The organism is Faecalicatena faecalis, from assembly GCF_012524165.2.
Lineage (GTDB): Bacteria > Bacillota > Clostridia > Lachnospirales > Lachnospiraceae > Faecalicatena_A > Faecalicatena_A faecalis.
This window is the reverse complement of record NZ_JABACJ020000007.1, coordinates 15,044-36,891: the sequence shown is the minus strand read 5'-3', so window position 1 is coordinate 36,891 and position 21,848 is coordinate 15,044. Positions and strand designations below refer to the sequence as shown.

General features: G+C 46.1%; 17 protein-coding genes. 12 read left to right on the top strand and 5 right to left on the bottom strand.

Translation table 11 applies throughout. The annotated features are described in order from the left end of the window. Positions 1–5 precede the first annotated feature (5 nt). The 5 genes from HGO97_RS09260 to HGO97_RS09240 all read left to right on the top strand — a co-directional run bounded on the left by HGO97_RS09260 (position 6) and on the right by HGO97_RS09240 (position 7,352). On the top strand, positions 6–1,748 hold the full coding sequence (locus tag HGO97_RS09260) for an NADH-dependent [FeFe] hydrogenase, group A6 (protein ID WP_216241025.1): 1,743 nt from the start codon (positions 6–8) through the stop codon (positions 1,746–1,748). Between the two features lie 123 nt (positions 1,749–1,871). Next, positions 1,872–2,975, top strand: a complete 1,104-nt coding sequence (locus HGO97_RS09255; RefSeq protein ID WP_216241024.1) for a hypothetical protein — start codon at positions 1,872–1,874, stop codon at positions 2,973–2,975. Between the two features lie 26 nt (positions 2,976–3,001). Then, entirely contained in the window at positions 3,002–4,714 is a 1,713-nt protein-coding gene (locus tag HGO97_RS09250) for a [Fe-Fe] hydrogenase large subunit C-terminal domain-containing protein (protein WP_216241023.1), read from the top strand. A gap of 3 nt (positions 4,715–4,717) precedes the next feature. After that, positions 4,718–5,893 carry a SpoIIE family protein phosphatase gene (locus tag HGO97_RS09245; protein WP_216241022.1) on the top strand — a complete coding sequence of 392 codons (1,176 nt, stop codon included), beginning with the start codon at positions 4,718–4,720 and terminating at the stop codon, positions 5,891–5,893. 22 nt (positions 5,894–5,915) lie between these two features. After that, positions 5,916–7,352: a phospholipase D family protein gene (locus HGO97_RS09240; protein ID WP_216241021.1), complete on the top strand. Its 1,437-nt coding sequence runs from the start codon at positions 5,916–5,918 to the stop codon at positions 7,350–7,352. A 193-nt stretch (positions 7,353–7,545) separates the two neighbouring features. Here the strand turns inward: HGO97_RS09240 and HGO97_RS09235 are convergent, their stop codons facing one another. From HGO97_RS09235 to HGO97_RS09225, 3 genes are read right to left on the bottom strand one after another with little or no spacing between them, the layout of a single operon-like run. Next, positions 7,546–9,636, bottom strand: coding sequence for a DUF6449 domain-containing protein (locus HGO97_RS09235; protein ID WP_216241020.1), 2,091 nt, complete (start codon positions 9,634–9,636; stop codon positions 7,546–7,548). Beyond that, entirely contained in the window at positions 9,611–10,513 is a 903-nt protein-coding gene (locus tag HGO97_RS09230) for an ATP-binding cassette domain-containing protein (protein WP_216241019.1), read from the bottom strand. The genes HGO97_RS09235 and HGO97_RS09230 overlap by 26 nt, the downstream gene beginning before the upstream one ends. Beyond that, on the bottom strand, positions 10,506–10,883 hold the full coding sequence (locus HGO97_RS09225) for a GntR family transcriptional regulator (protein ID WP_216241018.1): 378 nt from the start codon (positions 10,881–10,883) through the stop codon (positions 10,506–10,508). The genes HGO97_RS09230 and HGO97_RS09225 overlap by 8 nt, the downstream gene beginning before the upstream one ends. Positions 10,884–11,156: 273 nt before the next feature. Here HGO97_RS09225 and HGO97_RS09220 point away from each other — a divergent pair, with 273 nt between their 5' ends. The 5 genes from HGO97_RS09220 (at position 11,157) to folK (ending at position 15,306) form a co-directional block, all read left to right on the top strand. After that, positions 11,157–12,452, top strand: coding sequence for a bifunctional folylpolyglutamate synthase/dihydrofolate synthase (locus HGO97_RS09220; protein WP_216241017.1), 1,296 nt, complete (start codon positions 11,157–11,159; stop codon positions 12,450–12,452). Continuing rightward, positions 12,449–13,003, top strand: coding sequence for a GTP cyclohydrolase I FolE (folE, locus tag HGO97_RS09215; RefSeq protein WP_216241016.1), 555 nt, complete (start codon positions 12,449–12,451; stop codon positions 13,001–13,003). The genes HGO97_RS09220 and folE overlap by 4 nt, the downstream gene beginning before the upstream one ends. Before the next feature lie 39 nt (positions 13,004–13,042). Beyond that, the gene (locus HGO97_RS09210) at positions 13,043–13,525 is read left to right on the top strand and encodes an HD domain-containing protein (protein WP_216241015.1); all 483 of its coding nucleotides are present in this window, start codon (positions 13,043–13,045) and stop codon (positions 13,523–13,525) included. Positions 13,526–13,614: 89 nt separating this feature from the next. Further along, a complete protein-coding gene (folP, locus tag HGO97_RS09205) occupies positions 13,615–14,430 on the top strand; it encodes a dihydropteroate synthase (RefSeq protein ID WP_216241014.1) in 816 nt (271 codons plus the stop codon). Positions 14,431–14,490: 60 nt separating this feature from the next. Continuing rightward, positions 14,491–15,306 carry a 2-amino-4-hydroxy-6-hydroxymethyldihydropteridine diphosphokinase gene (folK, locus tag HGO97_RS09200; RefSeq protein WP_216241013.1) on the top strand — a complete coding sequence of 272 codons (816 nt, stop codon included), beginning with the start codon at positions 14,491–14,493 and terminating at the stop codon, positions 15,304–15,306. Positions 15,307–15,431: 125 nt separating this feature from the next. Here folK and aroA read toward each other — a convergent pair whose 3' ends face one another. After that, positions 15,432–16,724 carry a 3-phosphoshikimate 1-carboxyvinyltransferase gene (aroA, locus tag HGO97_RS09195; protein ID WP_216241012.1) on the bottom strand — a complete coding sequence of 431 codons (1,293 nt, stop codon included), beginning with the start codon at positions 16,722–16,724 and terminating at the stop codon, positions 15,432–15,434. Between the two features lie 99 nt (positions 16,725–16,823). Next, a complete protein-coding gene (locus HGO97_RS09190) occupies positions 16,824–17,918 on the bottom strand; it encodes a prephenate dehydrogenase (protein WP_216241011.1) in 1,095 nt (364 codons plus the stop codon). Positions 17,919–18,152: 234 nt separating this feature from the next. Between HGO97_RS09190 and HGO97_RS09185 the strand changes: the two genes are divergently transcribed. After that, positions 18,153–20,228 (top strand): elongation factor G, encoded by a 2,076-nt coding sequence (locus HGO97_RS09185; protein ID WP_216241010.1) that lies wholly within the window; start codon positions 18,153–18,155, stop codon positions 20,226–20,228. Positions 20,229–20,486: 258 nt separating this feature from the next. After that, positions 20,487–21,845: a Trk system potassium transporter TrkA gene (gene trkA, locus HGO97_RS09180; protein ID WP_216241009.1), complete on the top strand. Its 1,359-nt coding sequence runs from the start codon at positions 20,487–20,489 to the stop codon at positions 21,843–21,845. The last annotated feature ends 3 nt before the right edge of the window (positions 21,846–21,848 follow it).

The window sequence follows — 21,848 nt, the reverse complement described above, 5'->3', positions numbered from 1 at the left end:
AGAATATGGAGAATGTGAATATTAAAATCAATGGCTTAGATGTCTTGGCGCCGGCAGGTTCTACTATCCTTGAGGCAGCACGTGGAGCAGGAATCAAGATTCCTACACTGTGCTTCTTGAAGGACATCAATGAGATCGGTGCCTGCCGTATGTGTATTGTAGAAGTAAAAGGAGCAAGGAACCTGGTAGCTGCATGTGTCCATCCGATCAATGAAGGGATGGAGGTTCTGACGAACACACCGCAGTTGATTGAATCCAGAAAGCGCACACTGCAGCTCATCCTTTCCAATCATGACAAGAAATGCCTTTCCTGTGTAAGGAGCGGTAAGTGTGAATTGCAGGAGCTCTGTCAGGAACTGGGTGTGGATGATGAGGAACATTTTGCTGGGGAAAGCCCGCATTTTGAATTGGATGACAGTGCACCGCATATGATTCGCGATAATAATAAGTGTATTCTGTGCCGCCGCTGCTCTGCAGTCTGCGAGAAAGTACAGTCCGTAGGTGTCATCGGACCGAACAATCGTGGCTTTGCATCCTTTATCGGTTCCGCATTTGATATGGGACTGGGAGATACAAGCTGTGTATCCTGTGGACAATGTATTGCTGCATGTCCGACAGGTGCCTTATACGAGAAGGATTTTGTAGATGATGTGCTGGCTGCAATTGCAGACCCGACAAAGCATGTCGTAGTACAGCCGGCTCCGTCAGTAAGAGCCGCTTTAGGTGAAGAATTCGGTTATCCGATGGGAACTGATGTGGAAGGAAAGATGGCAGCCGCACTGCGCAGGATTGGATTCGACAAGGTATTTGATACTGATTTCAGTGCCGATCTGACTATCATGGAAGAGGCCAACGAGTTCCTTGGACGTGTGGTGAATGGAGGCGTACTGCCGATGATGACTTCCTGTTCACCAGGATGGATCAAGTACTGTGAACATTACTATCCAGATTTGATCGACCATCTGTCCAGTTGTAAGTCACCGCAGCAGATGTTCGGTGCAATCACCAAGACTTACTATGCAGAGAAGATGGGTATTGATCCGAAGGACATCGTCTGCGTCAGTGTCATGCCTTGTACGGCGAAGAAGTTCGAGATCGGACGTGATGATCAGAACGCAGCAGGCGTGCCGGATGTGGATATTTCCATTACTACAAGAGAGCTTGCGCGTCTCATTAAGAAGGTAGGAATCGACTTTAGAAGTCTTCCAGAGGAAGGATTTGATGATCCGCTGGGAGAATCTACAGGAGCAGCCGTGATCTTCGGAGCGACAGGCGGTGTTATGGAGGCAGCACTTCGTACTGCAGTGGAGACGCTGACGAAAGAAGAGCTGGCAAGCGTAGAGTTTACAGAGGTACGTGGTACAGAAGGAATCAAAGAGGCAACCTACCATGTGGCTGACATGGATGTAAAGGTGGCAGTCGCTTCTGGATTATCCAATGCGAAGGTTCTGATGGATAAGATTCGCGCAGGAGAGGCTGATTATCACTTTATCGAGATCATGTGCTGTCCGGGCGGATGTGTCAATGGAGGCGGACAGCCTCAGGTACATGCGGACGTGCGCAATTTCCAGGATGTACGTGCGATTCGTGCAAAGGTACTGTATGACAATGACGCTGCCAAGACACTGCGCAAGTCACATGACAACCCGTCGATCAAGAAATTATATGACGAGTATTTAGGAGAGCCGGGCAGTGAGAAGGCTCACCACATTTTACATACAAGTTATGTGAAACGCAGTATCAATTAAGGGTTAGAATCATCATTTTAGCAGGCCGCCTGTTCATACAACCGAACAGGCGGTCTTTTGCAGGGAGAGAATCATAAGAAGTTGTACAGGGAAATCGGATGCAGGAAGAGGGAGGCTGTTGATATGAGAAAAAGATTGTTAGGTCTGCTGCTTTGTGGGACAATCATACTGGGAATGTGCCTGAATGGCTGCAGCGCAGGAGAAAAGAAAGACCCGAAAGAAGCAGTGAAGAAGATAGTGCTGTCATCCCTAAAGCTAAAGGCGGAAGATTTTACAAATCTTCTGGAGGCGGGAATCCGTGAGACAGATGAGACAAATGATTTTGCTCTGTCCTTTCCAGAAGAGGCAAAGGAGGACTATCTGTATTTCCTGGGTACGGCTTATTCGAAAGTGAATATGAAGGTGTCCTCGATTGACGAAAAGGACGACAGTTATGTTGTCAGAGTTGGATTTGCCCCGTTGAATATTGAACTTTCTATGCAGGGGACGGAAGATACTTATATGGAAGCATTGGAAAACACGGACCAGGCTCAGGCAATCACAGAACTGATCACCCAGGGAAAGAAAGCGTTGAAGGAGGAGGCTGTGTACGATGATAAGACAGTCGTCGATTTCACGGTGAAAAAGAAGGACAGCTCTTTTGTGGTCTCTATGGAAGACGTGCAGAAGGTGAAAGAAACAGCCTTGACGGAGTATATGCAGCCCTACGAGCTGGTCAATGGAGTGCTGGATATACAGGACTATTTCACGGCCTATCTGGATGCGTCCTTCAAAGCGGAATTTGAGGAATTTATGATTCATACAGGCATGACGCAGGAGGAGATGCAGGAATGGTATGAGGCAGACGGCGCTTTTGAGGCTCCAGAGGAAATGACAGAAGCATACAAGGAACGATTTACGGCGGCATGTGAAGGTATTCTCAAACAGTGCGTATATTCGGTCGGCATTCCTAAGAAGCTGTCAGGCCGACTGGAATATGCTGTGGATGTGGAAGTTACGCCGAATTTAGGCTTTCGAAATTCATGGGAGGAGTTCCAAAGCCGCGTCTATCCAGATATTGATTCAGCAAGTGCCGCTTACGTGGAATGTCTGGAAAAATACGCTGCAGCACCAGTTTACGGAGAGAAGAAAGTGGTGGGAGTAGAACTGAATATGACATCGTTTATCAATCAGGAAACATCGGATGTCGATATGCTGATCGAAGAGATCTGCCCGCTGCCACAGTAAAAAAATAACAGGAGGAAGACAATCGCATGAGAGTAATTGATTTTAAGGATGCCAAGTGCCGGCACTGTTATAAATGTGTGCGTTACTGTATGGTAAAGGCAATATCGGTACAGAATGAACAGGCGCATATTTTAAAGGACCACTGTATTAACTGTGGCCGTTGTATGGAGATCTGTCCGCAGAATGCCAAGACATTTGCCAGCGATATGGAACGAGTAAAAGGCTACCTGCGACAGGGGTTTCGAACTATTATTTCCATTGCACCGTCCTATCTTGGGGTGTTGGAATTCGACCGCCCGGGACAAGTGGTGGATGCTCTGTTAAAGCTTGGCTTTTCAGAAGTCAGAGAGACCGCGGAAGGTGCGGCCATGGTGACGAATGAATATAAGAGGATCATCCGTGAGAATCAGATGCCGAACATTATAACCACCTGTTGTCCGAGTGTGAACGACCTGGTGGAAAAGTATTATCCAGAGTGTGTGGATCTGATGGCCCCGGTCGTCTCTCCTATGGTAGCCCACGGAAGGTATATCAAAAAGCTGTACGGGGATGATGTCAAGGTGGTATTCTTAGGCCCCTGCATTGCCAAGAAGCAGGAGGCAATTGGTGATGAGAGAGTCTTTGGAGCAATTGATGCAATCCTGACATTCGAGGAGCTGGCAATTTGGCTGGAGGAGGCAGGAATCAATATTCACGACTGTGAAGAACAACCCATGGGCAATCCGGATCCACAGGTCAACCGCTTGTATCCAATCAGCGGTGGTGTCGTTCAGTCTGTAATCGCAGAAGAAGAGGCGGATACCTACCATAAGGTCTATGTGGACGGTCTTGCCAATTGTATGGAGATGCTGGAGTGCCTAAAGCGTGGAGAGCTGGACCACTGCTTTATTGAGGCCAATGTCTGCGAGGGCGGCTGTACGAAGGGCCCGGCATCGGCCAGGTGGAATACTTCATATGTGAAAGCCAAGGTAAAGATCGAGAACGAGGTATCCCATAAAGCCGCCAGAAATCTACCAGATATGAGCATAGAGGAGCTGTATAAAAAGTTCCGGGATAACCGTCTGTCCGATGCAGTCCCCACAGAGGAGGAAATCCGGGAAATCTTAAAATCCACGGGGAAATATTCCGTGGAGGATGAGCTGAATTGTGGAGCCTGCGGCTATGCGACCTGCCGTGATAAGGCAATCGCAGTCTACCAGAATAAGGCAGAGCTGTCCATGTGTATGCCATATGCACTGACACAGGCAGAGTCGATGTCAAATGTGGTCATGGATGTGACACCGAACATGATTTTTATCATCGACGGAAGCCTGCGGATCAGAGAATGCAATAAAAAAGCGCAGGATCTGCTGGGCGTGGGACGAGAAGAGGCGGTACAGCGTTATATATTTGAATTCATAGAAGCGGGGGATATTGAGGAGACATTGCGGACCAAGGAACCAGTCATCCATAAGAAGATTCAATTGGAGCATGGCAGAATCACCGCAGAGGAGACAATCGTATATATTGAGAACTTGGATTCTGTACTCGTCACATTCCAAGACATCACTAGGGAAGAAAAACTGAAAGAACAGCGTTACAACTTAAAGGTAGAGACCGTGGAGATGGCCCAGAAGGTCATAGAAAAACAAATGATGGTCGCACAGGAGATTGCAGGTCTTTTAGGGGAAACGACCGCAGAGACGAAGGTGACGCTGACGAAGCTGCGTGATTCCATCCTCAACGAAGGGGAGGAATAAAAGATGAGTGTAAGTATCGATGTGGCATGGAAAAGCCTGAACAAGCATCATGAAGAATTGTGTGGAGACAAGGTGGAGATTTTAAAGACAGAGGATTCCGACATTGTTATCCTTGCGGATGGGATGGGGAGCGGTGTGAAGGCCAATATCCTGGCGACACTGACCTCTAAGATCCTGGGGACGATGCTCTATGAAGGAGCTGACATCGAGTCCTGTGTGGAGACAATCGCAAAAACGCTTCCAATCTGTCAGGTGCGGAAAGTGGCCTATGCGACCTTCAGCATACTGCAGATTTTTCATAACGGGGAGGCCTATCTGGTTGAATTCGACAACCCGGACTGTGTCTTCATCAGGGATAAAAAGATTATAAGATATCCTTATGAGGAGCGGATGATAGAAGGAAAGAAGATTCATGAATACCGCTTTTTGGTCAAACAGAATGACTGTTTCGTCCTGATGAGCGACGGTGTGATCTATGCCGGGGCAGGAGAAATTTTAAACCTTCAGGGCTGGACATGGGAGAGCATGGCGGAGTATACTCTTCAATGTACAAAAAAAACACTGTCGGCATCCCGTCTTGCAGCTCTTCTAAGCCAGGCATGTGATGACCTTTATATACAGAAGCCGGGAGATGATACGACCGTGGCAGTAGCAAGAGTCATTGAGCGAAGAGTCGTAAATCTTTTTACCGGGCCTCCGAAGGACAAAGAAGATGATGAAAAGCTGATGCATGCATTTATGCATATGGAAGGAAAGAAGATCGTCTCCGGCGGAACCAGCGCGAACATTGCGGCACGTGTTCTCCACAAGGATATTGTGACGAAGATTGATAGAACGAACCCGGATGTTCCCCCGATGGCAGAGATTGAAGGACTGGACCTGGTAACAGAAGGTGTGCTGACGCTGGGAAAATCCTTAAAGCTGTTGAAACGATATATCAACGATGAGTTCGATGTGGAATTTTTCGATGAATTAGATGCCAATAACGGAGCTTCAAAGCTTGCGAAGCTGTTGATTGAGGAATGTACCGAATTAAATCTCTTCATAGGGACTGCGGTGAATGAGGTACATCAGAGCTCGGAATTGGGATTTGACCTAAGCGTGCGGATGAATCTTGTAGACCAGCTCATTCATACGGTGGAAAAAATGGGGAAAAAGGTGACAGTGAAGTATTATTAAAAAATACAACTGGGAGGTTTTCATGGGACACAAAAGAAGATGGAAATGGCTGAAAATACGGTATCTTCTGTTGGCAGTTTTATTTTTTGTCTTATATGTTGTAGCTGGAATCATCATATCCTATATCAGACAGCCTAAGGTCAGCAGAGAATATCAGGAGTCCTTCCACCCGGAATCGTGCTATTCTGATACTGTTTCCGCAGACCGGGCCTGTGTGATAGAAGATAATACGGCAGCTCTTGAGGAACGGCTTCGGATGATCGGGCAGGCCAGGGAGCGAATCATATTATCGACCTTTGACTTCCATGCGGATAAGAGCGGGAAGGATGTGATCGCCGCACTGATTGAGGCGGCCAAAAGAAATGTGAAGATACAAATTCTGGTAGATGGCTTTTCGGCCCTGCAGCAGATGGATGGGAATGTGTATTTTTATGCATTGTCATCTATGGACAATGTAGAAATCAAGATCTATAACCGCCTGAATCTTCTGATGCCCTGGAAAAGCATGGGACGTCTCCATGATAAGTATTTAATCGTGGATGATGGTCTATATTTGCTCGGCGGGCGGAATACCTATGATTACTTTCTGGGAGATAACGGATATAAAAATTATGACCGTGACGTGCTTGTGTACTGCGGCGAGCCGGACAGTAAGGAAAGTTCTATCCATCAACTGGAAGACTATTTTCAGTCGGTCTGGAATCTGGATGTCTGCAAAACGTTTGGAAAAAAGGCAGGCATGGCAGAAAAAGCAAAGGTGAAAATGGCAAGGGAAGAACTGGAGAAACGTTGGAAGAAGCTTTTAAAAGAGTATCCGGTCATTCTGGAAAAGGCAGACTATATTGAGATGACTTATGAGGTCAATAGGATTACCTTGTTGAGCAATCCGACCCATGTATATGCAAAGGAACCGACCCTGTTCTATTCTCTGACGCAGCTTATGAAACAGGCACAGGAGGAAGTGGCGATTCACACTCCTTATATCATCTGCAATGACTGGATGTATGACTCCTTAAAAGAGGTCTGCAGTGAGAATAAAAAGGTCCTTTTGATGACCAATTCTGTGGCAAATAACGGAAATCCGTTCGGGGCATCTGATTATCAGAAAAACAAGGGGAAACTTTTAAAGACCGGTCTTGAGATTCACGAATATGAGGGCGGAGTATCCTACCATGGAAAAAGTATCACAATTGATGATGAGCTGGCGATCGTGGGCTCTTTTAACATGGATATGAGGAGTGCATATCTGGATACAGAACTGATGCTTGTCATCGACAGCCGGGATGTCGCCCGACAGCTGCGGGGATATATGCAGAGCTATGAAGAGGATTCTGTGGAGGCCCTGCCAGATGGAAGCTACCATGTGCCCGATGGGGTCGCCAGACAGAAGATCAGTAAGAAAAGGGAACAGAGGGTGAAGCTTCTGACTTTGTTCAATTGGTTCCGATTCTTAATGTAGAACAAGGGATGGATGGCCCTATAGACCTTTGCTTTACTACTTCGAGGTAGTGCGGTGAGGCGTACAACACAGTTTGAATCATAACGAAATACCCTTATATAGGACTTTTTATATGACAGAGTCCTATATAGGGGTATTTTATTTCCGGTTATACCGTTTTTAAGAAGTATTTTTGGCTGTTCTGCTTTCGCAGCTATTTAGTAACAACGTAGGTATTAGGATAAGATTTTCCGGTCAGGGTAATCTCTACAGAACCAACGGCTGTGATTCTGCCGTCAAAAATTCCATTGCATTGATCGTAACCGATTCTACCCAGCATTTCCTTTATTTCCTCTGGCTCTGTAATGGAAATTCCTTCGCCAAAATTATAGTCAGTGATTTCCGCTCTGGCATAGTTGTCAGCTTCGGAGTGTTCATTCGGATAGTAAGTCATGAACATGACATCCTTAGGATCGATTTCTGTCCGAAGCGGGTAACCATATTCCTCTAATTTGTCTAACGTATTCTGATAGGAACGGTAGATATAGAACCGATCTATCTGGGTCAAATCAGCTTCCACTGTGTTGACGGACTCGGCAAGATGGGTACCAGGAAATCCCAGGCTCAGCTCTCCTAATGGGGATTCATACTGCATATCTGGAATGTCCGCGGCGAGGACATCTTTCTTATAAGCCTCCAGAAGCTGGTCCTGCTGCTTGCGATCCAGTAAGAGTGTTATGGGCTGGTAGTAAATATCCTCCAAGGAGACATTTACGATTTTATCTGTTTGCAAATGGAAAATGGGAAATAGGAGTTTTCGGTAATCTTCGTCCTTGCAAAGCTGTGTAAGTGCCTGTAGTGCGGCTTCCCGGCTGACTGCGTATTGGCGGTAGGTATTTTTTCCGCCGCGGAGCTTATAGTGCAGTGTTACATTGATATAACCATAGCTGGAATCATTTTCTGTTACATTCTTCGGGGTGATGCCTTGTTTTAGATTCTGGATTCCTTCACCGGCCAGTTCATACAGCGGTGCATAATCGGTCACGCTAAACACATCCTTATCAGACTGTTGATGCACATAAGGCTGAAAATTTTCCGGGTAACTGAAATAGCTGGTCAGTTGGTCGCAGGAAAAGGAGATACTCTCCAGCTTGGTTTCTTTGGGCAGATAAGTATCGTAACCAAAGAGGTCAAATTTCAGGACACAGACGATGATGAGTATGGTTCCCAGGGAAAGTGCGGTCGAGAGTTTCCCGGACAACAGTTTTGTCAGATCCTGGTGATAAATGAATTCAATGATCATACAGAGCAGAATGACAGACAAAATGCTAAAAATAATGATCCAGTTCGTGCTCACCGAGTGATTAAAAAATTGAATCATTAATCCAATGAAAAGTGACGTGGGGACTGCAATCAAATACTTTATGATCGGCGCAGACTTGGGAAATGCAAGTGCATTTTCGGAAGCCTCTGCCGGATAACGCTTGCACAATAACAGAGCTGCAACTAGCAGGACCCCTCCCGCAATCAGCCCCAGTGCGATCCCAGACAACAAATTTTGGTTTGCGGTGTTCATAAGGGTCTGAGTAAATAGGGCTGCAGGGGAACAAAACTTTTCTGCCTTTAAAAGGAAAGAAGGTGTATTTTCTGACCAGGAATCGAAAAAGTTCTGTGCCAGTCCTATGGATAAGGTGGGAATGATACTTCCATAAATCATCAGAACCAGAGCTGCCAAGACGCCTGTTATGGTCTTTCCTGTCAGGAACATGGCGAGAATAGCAGTGTGATAACAAATCAAAAATCCGAGGATTCCCCCTGTAAGTGAGCTGATACACTGTCCAATAAAACCAGCAGTAATCGAAACACGGCTTCCTGCGATTACAATTGTGCCAAACCCGAACAGCAGGTAAGGAATGAGGAAAATCAAAAGCCCGCTGGTATAGGAGATCGCAAACCACTGTAATCGTTTTATGGGCATGCCATGATAGAAATCCTGCTTCTCTCTGGAGTGCAGATAGGTAAATCCTGTAACTGCACAGAGGAGAGCTAGAATAACGATCATAAGACTAAGTATAGGAAAGCGGATACCATTCAAAGCTCCAGGAGTGTAATGTATGATCTGTTCCTCTAAAAACTGTGTTCCAGAAGCAGAAGCCAAAACCGCCTGCTGCCGAAAACCGTCAATTTTGAGCAGCAAAGAAATAGGCATCAGGAAAAATAAAGCAGCAGCAGTCAGGGCTGCAAGCCATCCCCGGTGTTTGATATCAGATTCTATAAATTTAAAGTAAGAGATTTTTGATGTCATATCCGGCTACCTCCGTTTCGCTGATAAAGATTTCTTCTAAAGTAAGAGGGAGAACCTCCGCAAATACAGGATGTTTCTGATTTACACATTGAAGAAGTACTTCCTTTGTTCCTCTCGCAGTGAGCAGGAGCAGTGATCCTGTCTTTTCATAATGCAATATTTCAAGCTCCTGTAAAAGCTGTTGTTCCAGGGCTTCATCCGGGAGGACACATTGGATCTTATGCACCTGGTATTTGAGCTGGTCGAGATCCTGGGTCAGCAATAGCTTTCCCTTATGAAGCAGTCCGATACTGTCGCAGATGTCTTCCAGTTCCCGCAGGTTATGTGAAGCAATGATAGGGGTGAAATCCCGCTGTGTCAGTTCTGCTGCGAACAGTCCTTTTACCGCCTGCCTGACTACCGGGTCCAGCCCGTCGAAGGTCTCATCGCAGAGCAGATATCTGGCACCGGAGCACAGACCCAGCAGGATGGACACTTGCTTTTTCATTCCCTTAGAAAAAGAATTCAGCTTTCTGGAAAAGGAAAGCCCCAGTTTTTCTGCCAGGGAATCAAACTGTTTCTGGTCAAAATTTGGATAGACCATGGCATAATAATCCCTCATGGAAGCTGCGGTGGAATTTGGGAAAAAATAGGGACTGTCAGATAAAAAGCAAAGGTCCCCCTTTATCGCAGGATTTTCAAATACTGGCTGACCGTCAATGAGGAGACTTCCTCCATCCGGCTTTAATATGCCTGCGATCAGCCGCATCAGCGTACTCTTACCGGCCCCATTACTGCCGACCAGTCCAAAAATCAGATTGTCCTGGATGACTGCGGAAATATGGTCGATCGCATGAACATCCTGGAAAGTCTTATCAATATTCGTTAATTCAATCATGTTCAACCTCCTTACGATAAGATTGTTCAATGAAGCTTCTGCATTCCTCCATGGTAATTCCAAGCTCCTTCCCATAATGGAGCAGCTCATCTAAATCCTGAAAAAAAGCCTCTTTTTTCTCCTCTGCCAGCTTGCCGGTGCCGGAGACAAAATTTCCGCGTCCCTTCACAGGGTAGATATATCCCTGCTGCTCCAACTGCGTATAAGCCTTCTGAATCGTATTCGGATTAATCGAAAGCTGCACTGCAAGGGAGCGGACGGAGGGCATCTGGTCATCCGGTCTGAGCACGCCCTTTAAAATGAGCATCTGGAAACGCTCCACGATCTGCTCATAGATGGGCGCCCTGCTTTGATAATCAATTGTAATCATGCGGACCTCCTGTCTAAAAGGTGTATCAAGTGTACTATCTCAACTAATACACTAACCATATCACGAACACCTAAAGAAGTCAAGCCAGGAATTACTTTAAAATGCAGTCCCCCGCCCTTGCTGCCCGGTTTCTCCCCCTTTCCTCTGGCGTCCCTTCTACTTTACGAGAGAATCCATCTCCCAAATTTTCTCTTGTGGGATTTGGAATTTAGTGCTATGATTGACAACAGTGATATTTCACATTAAATTTTACAAGGAAAGGAAACGAGAAACGTGACCTATAAAGAAGCAAGGGTATATTTGGACGAGGTGTCGAAATACGGAAGTGTACTTGGCTTGGATACGATTCGAGGTCTGTTGCGTGAGCTTTCAAATCCGCAGGATGAGTTAAAGTTCATACATATCGCAGGAACGAATGGCAAGGGATCTGTGCTTGCATACACTTCAACAATTTTAAGTGAGGCAGGGTACAAAACTGGCAGATATGTATCACCAACAGTGGTTTCCTATTTGGAGCGGATTCAGGTAGATGGACAATGGATACCGAAAGAGGAGTTCGCAGAATTAGTGGAAGAGGTTCAGAAAGCTATTGCACGTATGGAAACTTTAGGTGAGGCAAGCCCCACAGTTTTTGAAGTTGAGACGGCGATAGCTTTTTTGTATTTCAAAAAGATGAAGTGTGATGTGGTGGTCCTTGAGACTGGGCTGGGCGGCACACTGGATGCGACTAATATTGTAGAGAATACGATCGCGGCGGTATTTGCATCGATCAGTCGGGATCATATGGGATTTCTGGGAGATACGCTGGAGGAAATCTCAAAAAATAAGGCAGGAATCATCAAGCCAGGCTGTTTTGCCGTGACGGCGGTTCAGAAGCCGGAGGTGATGAAGGTCCTTAAGAATAAGGCGGATGAATGCTCTGTCAGGATGTATACGGCAGATTTGGCAAACGTAGATATCATAAAAGAAGGCTGGGACGGACAGCGGTTCTCATATGGGGACTGGAAGAATATTGAGATTGGATTAGCCGGAAGCTATCAGATCGTGAATGCGATTACGGTGCTGAGATTGATAGAAGGGCTGAACGAGAATGGATTTTTGGTTCCAGAGAAGGCAGTCAGGGATGGCTTTCAAAAAGCAGTCTGGCCGGGAAGGTTTACATGTATTGGAAAGAAGCCGCTATTTATCATAGACGGGGCACATAATGAGGATGCGGCCAAGCAGCTTAAGGCAACAGTAGAACGCTATTTTCCAGAGAAGGATCTGATCCTAATCATGGGGGTCTTCAAGGACAAAGAATATGATAAGATTGCGCAGATCATGGCACCTTTGGCAAAGCAAATTTATACAGTGGACCTGCCGGATGAAGGGCGGACTTTGAAGGCGGAAGAATTGAAAGAAGCTGTGAAGCCTTATTGTAAGGATGTGGAGGCTGTCTCAGATATTCCGTGCGCAGTGGACCGGGCTTACGGGTCCGCGAAAGAAGAGGATGTGATTCTGGCGTTTGGCTCCCTGTCTTATTTGGGACAGGTGATGCAGTTGGTGGAGCTAAGGAAGGAGAAATCATGATAGATCAGGAGAAAATAAAACAGGCAGTGCGGCTTCTATTAGAAGGAATCGGAGAAGATGTGAACCGCGAAGGTCTCGCAGAGACACCGGATCGGATCGCACGGATGTATGAGGAGCTGTATGGAGGGATGTATGAGGATGCACAGGAGCATCTAAAGAAGACATTTCATGTAGATGACAATGAGATGGTGATTGAAAAGGACATCACTTTTTACTCCACATGTGAACATCATCTGCTTCCATTTTATGGAAAAGCACACATTGCCTATATCCCGGACGGAAAAGTAGTGGGCTTAAGCAAGCTTGCAAGAACGGTGGAAGTGTTTGCCAGAAGACTGCAGCTCCAGGAACAGTTGACAGGACAAATAGCAGATGCGCTCATGGAGAGCTTAAGACCAAAAGGGGTTCTTGTCATGATTGAGGCGGAGCATATGTGCATGACGATGCGGGGAATCAAAAAGCCGGGAAGCCAGACGGTCACGGTCGTAAAGCGAGGGGCATTTTTGGAAAATAAAGAGCTTACAGATCAATTTTTCCAGATGATGCGTTAACTAAGAGTCGAGATGGGAAAATCCAGGAAAGGAGTGTCTATGGAGGCAGTTGAGAAAATCAGGAAGCATCCGCTCTATATAGCATGCTATCAAAGAGTGGAGGAAGCGGAAAGCGAAAGAATTTTCTGCAGGCACCAGATCACACATCTTTTGGACACGGCGAGGATTGCCTATATCCGTAATCTGGAAGATCATTTGAATATAGACAAGGCAATCATCTATGCAGCAGCGTTTTTGCATGATCTTGGAAAGTACCGTCAATATGCGGATGGAACGCCTCATGAAGAGGCCGGGGCAGAAATTGCGGCTGAGATATTAAATGATATTGATGACTTTACGGAGAAAGAAAAGCAGGAGATCATTCAGGCCGTGCAGGAACATCGCCGCATAAAAGAGGGGATGTCTGTCCTGGGAAGACTTCTGTGTGAAAGCGATAAATTATCCAGAGCATGCTATGCTTGTCCGGCAGAGGCGCAGTGTAATTGGAGCGAGGATAAGAAAAATATGCATGTGAAACTGTAAAGGCCTGACAGTAGAGATGCAGGGAGAAATCCTTACAAAAGGCAGAAGAAAGCATTTTGAGGAAAGACAAGAAAGGATTTGGCAGACAGATGAGAATTGGCAAAAGAGAATTTGATACAGAACAGCATACATATATTATGGGGATTTTAAATGTGACACCGGATTCATTTTCAGACGGTGGAAAATACAACCAGATGGATGCGGCACTGAAACATGCAGAAGAGATGGTGAAAGAGGGAGCGGATATCCTGGATGTCGGCGGAGAGTCTACCCGTCCGGGGCACGAGCAGATTTCGGACCAGGAGGAGATCGAGCGGGTGGCACCCGTGATTGAAAAGCTGTCTGCACAGTTTGATATCCCGGTTTCCATAGATACTTATAAAAGCCGGGTAGCCAGTGCGGCATTGGAGGCCGGAGCGGTCCTGGTCAATGATATCTGGGGCTTAAAATATGATGCGAAGATGGCAGATGTGATTGCTAAGAGCGATGCAGCGTGCTGTTTGATGCATAACCGTGAGAAGGCAGAATACGTGAATTTTCTGCCAGATGTACTGATGGATCTGCAAAAGAGCGTGGAAATCGCCAAAAAGGCAGGCATCGCTAAAGATAAGATTATCCTGGATCCAGGAGTGGGATTTGGGAAGACGTATGAGATGAATCTGGAGATCATAAAGCAGCTCAATCGCCTGAAATGCCTGGAATATCCGATTCTTCTTGGAACATCCAGAAAGTCAGTGATTGGACGGACACTGGACCTGCCGGAGAATGAACGGGAAGAGGGGACTCTGGTGACGACAGTCATGGGAAGCCTGAACGGATGTGCTTTTGTGCGGGTACATGATGTCAAGGCAAATAAGCGGGCCATTCAGATGACAGAGGCAATCATGGGAGAACATGCAGTATAACCCAATGAAGAGAGCAACAAAGCAGATTTCAAAGATCTGTGTTGATAACGGGAGAGAAAGATGGATCAGATTAAAATAGAGAATTTAGAAGTATTTGCGAAGCATGGTGTTTTCCCGGAAGAGAATGTGCTGGGACAAAAATTCCTGATTTCGGCAACTCTGTATACGGATACCAGACATGCGGGAAAGACGGATGACCTTACGGCTTCCATTCATTATGGGGAGGTCAGTCAGTTTATCGATGCATATATGAAGGCGCATACATATCAGTTGATCGAGCGGGTGGCAGAGAGCCTGGCAGAAGAGCTTCTCCTGCATACAAAGCATCTGCAAAAGATCGAGCTGGAAGTGAAGAAGCCATGGGCACCGGTGGGGCTTCCATTGGAATCGGTGTCTGTAAAGATTCTTCGAAAATGGCATACAGCCTATATTGCCCTTGGTTCGAATATGGGAGAAAAGCAGAAGTATCTGGATGGGGCTGTAAAAGCTCTGGACAGCCGGAAAGATTGCCAGGTGGAAAAGAAATCTTCCTGGCTTATCACTCCACCTTATGGTGTGACAGAACAGGATGACTTTTTGAATGGATGTTTGAAGCTAAGGACGTTGTTGAGCCCAGAAGAATTGCTGGAAGTCCTGAATCAAACTGAAAAGGAAGCCGGACGGGAACGAATCATTCATTGGGGACCTAGGACCTTGGATCTGGATATTATTTTTTATGATGATCTGATCTTGGAGACAGATACACTGTGTATTCCGCATGTGGAGATGCATAAGAGAGATTTTGTGTTAAAGCCGCTGCATGAAATCGCGCCTTATAAACACCATCCGGGGAATGGAAAGACAGTACGTGAGATGTTGGAAGAAATACAGAAATGAGAAAATACGCCCCGATGCAAATGCACCGGGGCGTATTTTAATCTCATTGGGGAAGCAGCAAAGCGTATTTTGAGTATCCGCTTTGACAGAACCATTTCGTTTCTATTTGAAAGCTGATTGATCGTTTACAGTAATTGCTCAAAGGTGTCATAAAAAGCAGGATAAGAGACATTTACACAGTGACTGTCCAGGATGTTCGTATTTCCTTCGGCTATAAGAGCCGCAATGCTGAAAGCCATGGCAATCCGGTGATCTAAAAGCGTGTGGATCGTGGCGCCATTAAGAGGCCTGCCCCCGTCAATGATCATACCGTCAAAGGTCGGGGTGACGCGGCATCCCATGGCTGCGAGGTTGTCAGTAACAGTTTCGATCCTGTCAGTTTCTTTCACCTTCAGCTCGGACGCATCCCGGATGACGGTCGTGCCTTCTGCCGCAGCAGCCATGACAGCAATGATCGGAATTTCATCGATCAGAGTCGGGATGATATCTCCTTCTATCGTAGTACCGTGAAGCTTACTCGTGCGGACCAGGATATCAGCGATGCGTTCTCCGCCTTCGATCCGTTCGTTCAGGAGCGTGATATCACCGCCCATATCCTCACATACCTTTAAGATTCCAGCACGCGTCGGGTTGATTCCAGTATTTTTGATCAGGATTTCTGAATCGGGTACGATCAGCCCAGCGGCGATGAAATAGGCAGCCGATGAAATGTCTCCCGGTACAGTTATTTTCTGCCCATATAATTCTTCGCAGGGGCGGATATAGGCGGTCGCCCTTGTGGAATCTAACTCGTGTGCTGTCCTTAGATCAGCACCGAATTCCTTTAGCATCAATTCCGTGTGGTTCCGAGAAAGGCTTGGCTCGGTGACAGAGGTCTCTCCGTCGGCATAGAGTCCGGCGAGCAGGATACAAGATTTGACCTGTGCGGATGCGACCGGTGATTCATAATGAATGCCGTGGAGCTTCCCCTTGGCGATGTAAAGCGGCGCACAGCCATTGCGCAGGATGCTGGAAATATTTGCTCCCATTTCAGTCAGCGGATCGATGATCCGTTTCATTGGCCGGGAATTGAGAGAATGGTCACCGGAGAGCTTACAGTCAAAAGGCTGTCCTGCCAGGATGCCTGAAATCAGGCGGGTGGTCGTGCCGCTGTTCCCTACATCCAGAATATCATTCGGAGCTCTAAGGCCATGCAGTCCATTTCCATGTACTGTGATGACATCTCCATTCTGCTGGATATCGATCCCGAGTCTGCGAAAACAGTTGATCGTTGCCAGACAGTCAGCGCCCTCCAGAAAATTATGTATTTCTGTTATTCCCTTGGCGATTGACCCAAACATGATGCAGCGGTGGGAAATCGATTTATCACCGGGAATCGTTACTTCTCCTCTTAATCCTGTAATATTTGTTAATTCCATAAAATTGTATATCCTTTCTGTATCTTTGAAGCCTCGTATGTGTTGGTATGAATCATGCTGCAGATACCAAAAAAACAGTGGTGCGGCAGCGCATTTTCCTTAGACTTCATAAACGATGTATCGGTATTTCTTTAATAATTCTGCTGCTTTACTAGAAGAGGTCTCATCATAGAACTCAATCCGCAGGACCCCTTCCTCGAATTCTCTGTTATGTACGATTCCGATATTCTTAATACTGATGTTATTGCTCGCCAGAATGGTCGCGATCGTAGCAATACCTCCGGCCTCATCAATAATGTCACAGTAGAGTGCAAACCGCTTTTTGATCGGTCCGGCGGAGCTGTTCGGCATGGAATCCCGGTAGTCTTTAGAATCCTCGAACATGGAATAAAGCTGCTGCTCAGATTCCTCATCAACGGCATCCTTTGCTCTCTTTAGGACTTCAATATAATCCCCGAGAATGCGGGAAATATTTTTCTTGTTTTTTAGGCAGATCTGCTGCCACATGATCGGAGAGGAGGAGGCGATTCGGGTGATGTCTTTAAAACCTCCGGCCGCCAGGCTCTTCATCAGTTCGTCTTTTGTATCTGTATCATGCACAAAATTCACCAGACTGGAGGCGATGATATGGGGAAGATGGCTGATGGTCCCTGTGACATAATCATGCTCCTCATAATCCAATATAATCGGAAGGGCCTTGAGCGCTTCCACAAAATTCCGGTAAGCTTCCACTTTTTCTTTCAGTACTTTTGCAGAGGGCGTCAGAATATAGTAAGCATTTTCAATCAGAACGGGCTTTGAATTCACAAATCCACTTTTTTCAGATCCCGCCATTGGATGTCCGCCGATAAAATTCTCTTCCATCCCCAGCCGGATCACTTCCTCATGGATAGAAGTCTTCACGCTCCCTACATCCGTTAGAATACATTCCGGTGAGAGAAAATCCTTCAACTGTGTCAGGTAAGCCGTATTATAAGCAATCGGTGCACAGAGAAAAATATAACTGCACCCTCTGAAATTTTCATCAATAGAGGAACAGGAGGTGTGGATCGTCCCTTCCTGGACCGCCAGTGCCAATGTCTCCTTGCTCTTATCAAAAGCCAGCAGCTCATAATCTGGAAAATACTGCCGGATCGCCTTAGCAATGGAACCTCCGATTAACCCCAGACCAATAAATCCAATTTTTTCAGCCATATACATCTAGTCCTTTCTGGTAGTATTCAAAGTAAAATCACATAAAACAGTTTAACATCTTAATGCGAAAAAGTAAACGAAGAGTTCATCCCTATTATCCAAATTTATTTGTTAAAAATTCATAAATGAGTTGTAATGATGAGAGTTTTTTAGTACAATATACACATAACACGTGTGCGCCGGAAGTACAATATAAAGCATGCGCATAATAACGACACACAAGGAGGCAGCAGCATGAAGGTTTACAGAACAGACGAGATTAGAAACGTAGTATTATTAGGCCACGGCGGAAGTGGCAAGACGAGCCTGGCAGAGGCTATGTTGTATGTATCAGGGGCAACCAACCGTATGGGTAAGATCTCTGATTCCAATACGGTTAGTGATTTCGATAAAGAAGAGCAGAAGCGCGGATTCTCTATCAGCACGACTCTGATCCCGATCGAATGGGAGAAGGCTAAGATCAATATTCTGGATACTCCGGGGTATTTTGATTTTGTCGGCGAGGTAGAAGAAGCAGTGAGCGCAGCGGATGCAGCAGTTATCGTCGTATCCGGTAAGGCTGGAGTGCAGGTCGGTACGGAGAAGGCCTGGGAACTATGTGACAAGTACAATCTCCCTCGTATGGTATATGTAACAGAGATGGATGTGGATGATGCAAGTTTCCGTCAGGTCGTGGCAGATCTGACAGAAAGATATGGCAAGAAGATCGCCCCACATTTCCAGCCGATTCGTGAGAATGAGAAGCTGGTCGGATATATCAATGTAATCAAGAATGCAGCCAGAAGATATACAGGTATCGGACAGAGAGAAGAGTGTGAAATTCCAGATTACTGTCTGCCGAACCTTGAGATTTTGAGAGATTCCCTGATGGAAGCTGTTGCTGAGACAAGTGACGAATTCATGGAAAGATATTTTGCAGGGGAAGAGTTCTCCGTGGAAGAGATTCGTGCAGCCATGCGTACAGAGGTTATGGATGGAGATATCGTTCCGGTAGCTATGGGATCTAATATCCAGGCACAGGGAGTTGCCAACCTGCTTTCTGATATCGTAAGATTCTTCCCGAGTCCAGACAGAAGAAGCTGTGCAGGATTGAACCGCAGGACGAATGAGATATTTGAGGCAAATTACGAATTCTCCAAAGCAAAGAGTGCATATGTATTTAAGACAATGGTTGACCCATTCATCGGTAAGTATTCCTTCGTAAAGGTATGCTCCGGTGTTATCAAGGGCGACGACATTCTTTATAATGCAGATACAGATTCAGAAGAGAAGCCGGGCAAGATCTATACCATGTGTGGCAACAAGCCATCCGAGGTGTCAGAGCTGTTTGCCGGTGATATCGGTGCGATCGCGAAGCTGTCCAATACACGGACCGGAGATACACTTTCTACGAAGGCGACACCGGTATCCTTTGCGAAGACCGATTATTCCGTTCCTTATACATATATGAAGTATTCGGTCAAGACAAAAGGGGACGATGACAAGGTTTCACAGGCACTTGCTAAGATGATGGCAGAGGATATGACATTAAAGGCTGTGAATGACAGCGAGAACCGTCAGTCTTTACTTTATGGTATGGGGGACCAGCATCTGGAGATCACAGTCAGCAAGCTTGCATCCAGATATAAAGTAGATGTCATACTGGAGATGCCGAAGGTGGCATTCCGTGAGACAATCCGCAAGAAATCAGATGTAGATACGAAGTATAAGAAGCAGTCCGGAGGACATGGACAGTATGGTCATGTTAAGATGAAATTCGAGCCGTCCGGTGACTTAGAGACACCTTATGTATTCGAGGAGATGGTAGTCGGCGGAGCTGTTCCGAAGAATTATTTCCCGGCTGTTGAAAAGGGATTACAGGATTCCGTCTTAAAGGGACCTCTTGCTGGATATCCGGTCGTAGGTGTGAAGGCGATCCTTTATGATGGATCTTATCATCCGGTTGATTCTTCAGAGATGGCATTCAAGACTGCAACGATCCAGGCATTTAAGAAAGGATTTATGGAGGCAGGCCCGGTACTTCTCGAACCGATCGCTTCCTTAAAAGTCACGGTACCGGATGAGTATACCGGTGATGTCATGGGAGACCTGAATAAGAGACGTGGACGCGTTCTTGGAATGAATCCTACCGCAGGCGGCAAGCAGGTGATCGAGGCTGATATCCCGATGACAGGATTGTTCGGATACTGCACAGTTTTACGTTCCATGACAGGAGGACGTGGTACATATGCTTATGAATTTGCAAGATATGAGCAGGCTCCATCCGATGTACAGGAGAAAGAGATTGCTGCAAGAGCAGCGGAAGATTAGAGAAAGTAAAGAGGGTATTTCATGATATGTAGAGATATCCTGTAAAGAAGCTTCGCACTGGCTGTGAAAAGCGGCGGTGCGAGGCTTTTTATTATAGAAGAGGAAGTATAGAAAATAAGAGACTATAAAGAAATCTCCAAAATGATTGTACTTTCTATTTAAAAGTGCTATAATTGCTCTGCCATTATGGAAAAATAGCGATTACATACCTTATAGAGGTTCTCAATAAGGTGTAAGAATGAAGTTGAGGGTAGACAAATGAAGATAGTCATCATTGGAGACGGTAAGGTCGGATATAAACTGGCCAAACAGCTCTCCGCGGAAAATTACGATATCGTAATGATTGACAGCAATGAGAAGAAATTGCGTGCTGCTATTGACCGGCTTGATATTTTTTGCGTGACCGGTGATGGAGGAAGTGTGGCAGTACAAAAGGAAGCGGATGTTCCGCATGCGGATCTGGTGATTGCATGTACATCAACAGATGAATGCAATATGTTAAGCTGTCTGATTGCCAGAAGGCTTGGAGCAAGACATACGATTGCGAGGGTGCGCAACCCGATTTATTACCAACAGATCGACATTTTGAAAGAGGACCTGCATTTAAGTATGGCAGTGAATCCGGAATTGGCTGTGGCGGGAGAGATTGCCCGTCTTTTACTGTTTCCGGATGCAAGTAAGATCGAGACATTTGTAAAGGGCAGGGTGGAGCTGATTGAGTTCCCATTGTCAGAGAACAGCAAGCTGGCAGGAATGTCACTTGCCGATATGTACAACAAGTTCCAGATTAAGGTGCTTGTATGTGCGGTTGAGCGAGGGGAACATGTTGTGATCCCGGATGGTGAATATGTACTGCAGTCAGGAGACCGCCTTCATATTGCAGCATCCCATGTGGATATCGAATTGTTTTTCAAGATGCTTGGACGCAAGAGAGAGAAGATCAAGAAAGTACTGATCTGCGGCGGAGGCCGTGTCAGCTATTATCTGGCTACCCAGCTTTGTAAGATGGGAATGCAGATCAAGATCATTGAGAAGTCAGAAGAGAAGTGTGAGAATCTCTGTGAGCTTCTTCCGAAGGCTACGATTATTAATGGAGATGCATCAGACCATGACCTTCTGATTGAAGAGGGAATCCAGGATGCAGATGCTATGATCGCCCTGACGGGAATGGATGAGGAGAACATCATCATGTCCATGTTTGCGAAGAGCCAGGGTGTTTCCAAGATTATCGTCAAGGTCAATGAGGATCGAAGAGCACGGATGATTGAAGAGTTTGGCATTGACAGTATTGTATCAGCTAAGACCGCGACAGCGGATGCTATTTTAAGCTATGTGCGTGCCCGCAGGAATTCTCAGGGCAGCGCGAATGTGGAGACGATGTACCAGTTGATCGACGGAAAGGTCGAGGCCCTGGAATTCATCGTGAGATCAGAGACCACATATACGAACAGACCTCTGAAAGACCTATCACTCAAACCGAACAATCTGATCGCCTGCATTGCAAGGAAGCGCAGAATTATCATACCGAATGGCGATGATTGTATTCAGGTAGGAGATAATGTCATAATCATAACTATGGAGAAGCAGATTAGAGATATCCAAGATATCTTATTGTAGGTG

Bases quoted from the DNA above. Each gene is read 5' to 3' on its own strand.
- HGO97_RS09240 (WP_216241021.1), top strand. From the start codon at position 5,916: ATGGGACACAAAAGAAGATGGAAATGGCTGAAAATACGGTATCTTCTG.
- HGO97_RS09260 (WP_216241025.1), top strand. From the start codon at position 6: ATGGAGAATGTGAATATTAAAATCAATGGCTTAGATGTCTTGGCGCCG.
- HGO97_RS09185 (WP_216241010.1), top strand. From the start codon at position 18,153: ATGAAGGTTTACAGAACAGACGAGATTAGAAACGTAGTATTATTAGGC.
- HGO97_RS09225 (WP_216241018.1), bottom strand. From the start codon at position 10,883: ATGATTACAATTGATTATCAAAGCAGGGCGCCCATCTATGAGCAGATC.
- HGO97_RS09235 (WP_216241020.1), bottom strand. From the start codon at position 9,636: ATGACATCAAAAATCTCTTACTTTAAATTTATAGAATCTGATATCAAA.
- HGO97_RS09255 (WP_216241024.1), top strand. From the start codon at position 1,872: ATGAGAAAAAGATTGTTAGGTCTGCTGCTTTGTGGGACAATCATACTG.
- HGO97_RS09230 (WP_216241019.1), bottom strand. From the start codon at position 10,513: ATGATTGAATTAACGAATATTGATAAGACTTTCCAGGATGTTCATGCG.
- trkA (WP_216241009.1), top strand. From the start codon at position 20,487: ATGAAGATAGTCATCATTGGAGACGGTAAGGTCGGATATAAACTGGCC.
- folK (WP_216241013.1), top strand. From the start codon at position 14,491: ATGGATCAGATTAAAATAGAGAATTTAGAAGTATTTGCGAAGCATGGT.
- HGO97_RS09245 (WP_216241022.1), top strand. From the start codon at position 4,718: ATGAGTGTAAGTATCGATGTGGCATGGAAAAGCCTGAACAAGCATCAT.
- HGO97_RS09210 (WP_216241015.1), top strand. From the start codon at position 13,043: ATGGAGGCAGTTGAGAAAATCAGGAAGCATCCGCTCTATATAGCATGC.
- folP (WP_216241014.1), top strand. From the start codon at position 13,615: ATGAGAATTGGCAAAAGAGAATTTGATACAGAACAGCATACATATATT.
- HGO97_RS09250 (WP_216241023.1), top strand. From the start codon at position 3,002: ATGAGAGTAATTGATTTTAAGGATGCCAAGTGCCGGCACTGTTATAAA.
- HGO97_RS09190 (WP_216241011.1), bottom strand. From the start codon at position 17,918: ATGGCTGAAAAAATTGGATTTATTGGTCTGGGGTTAATCGGAGGTTCC.
- aroA (WP_216241012.1), bottom strand. From the start codon at position 16,724: ATGGAATTAACAAATATTACAGGATTAAGAGGAGAAGTAACGATTCCC.
- folE (WP_216241016.1), top strand. From the start codon at position 12,449: ATGATAGATCAGGAGAAAATAAAACAGGCAGTGCGGCTTCTATTAGAA.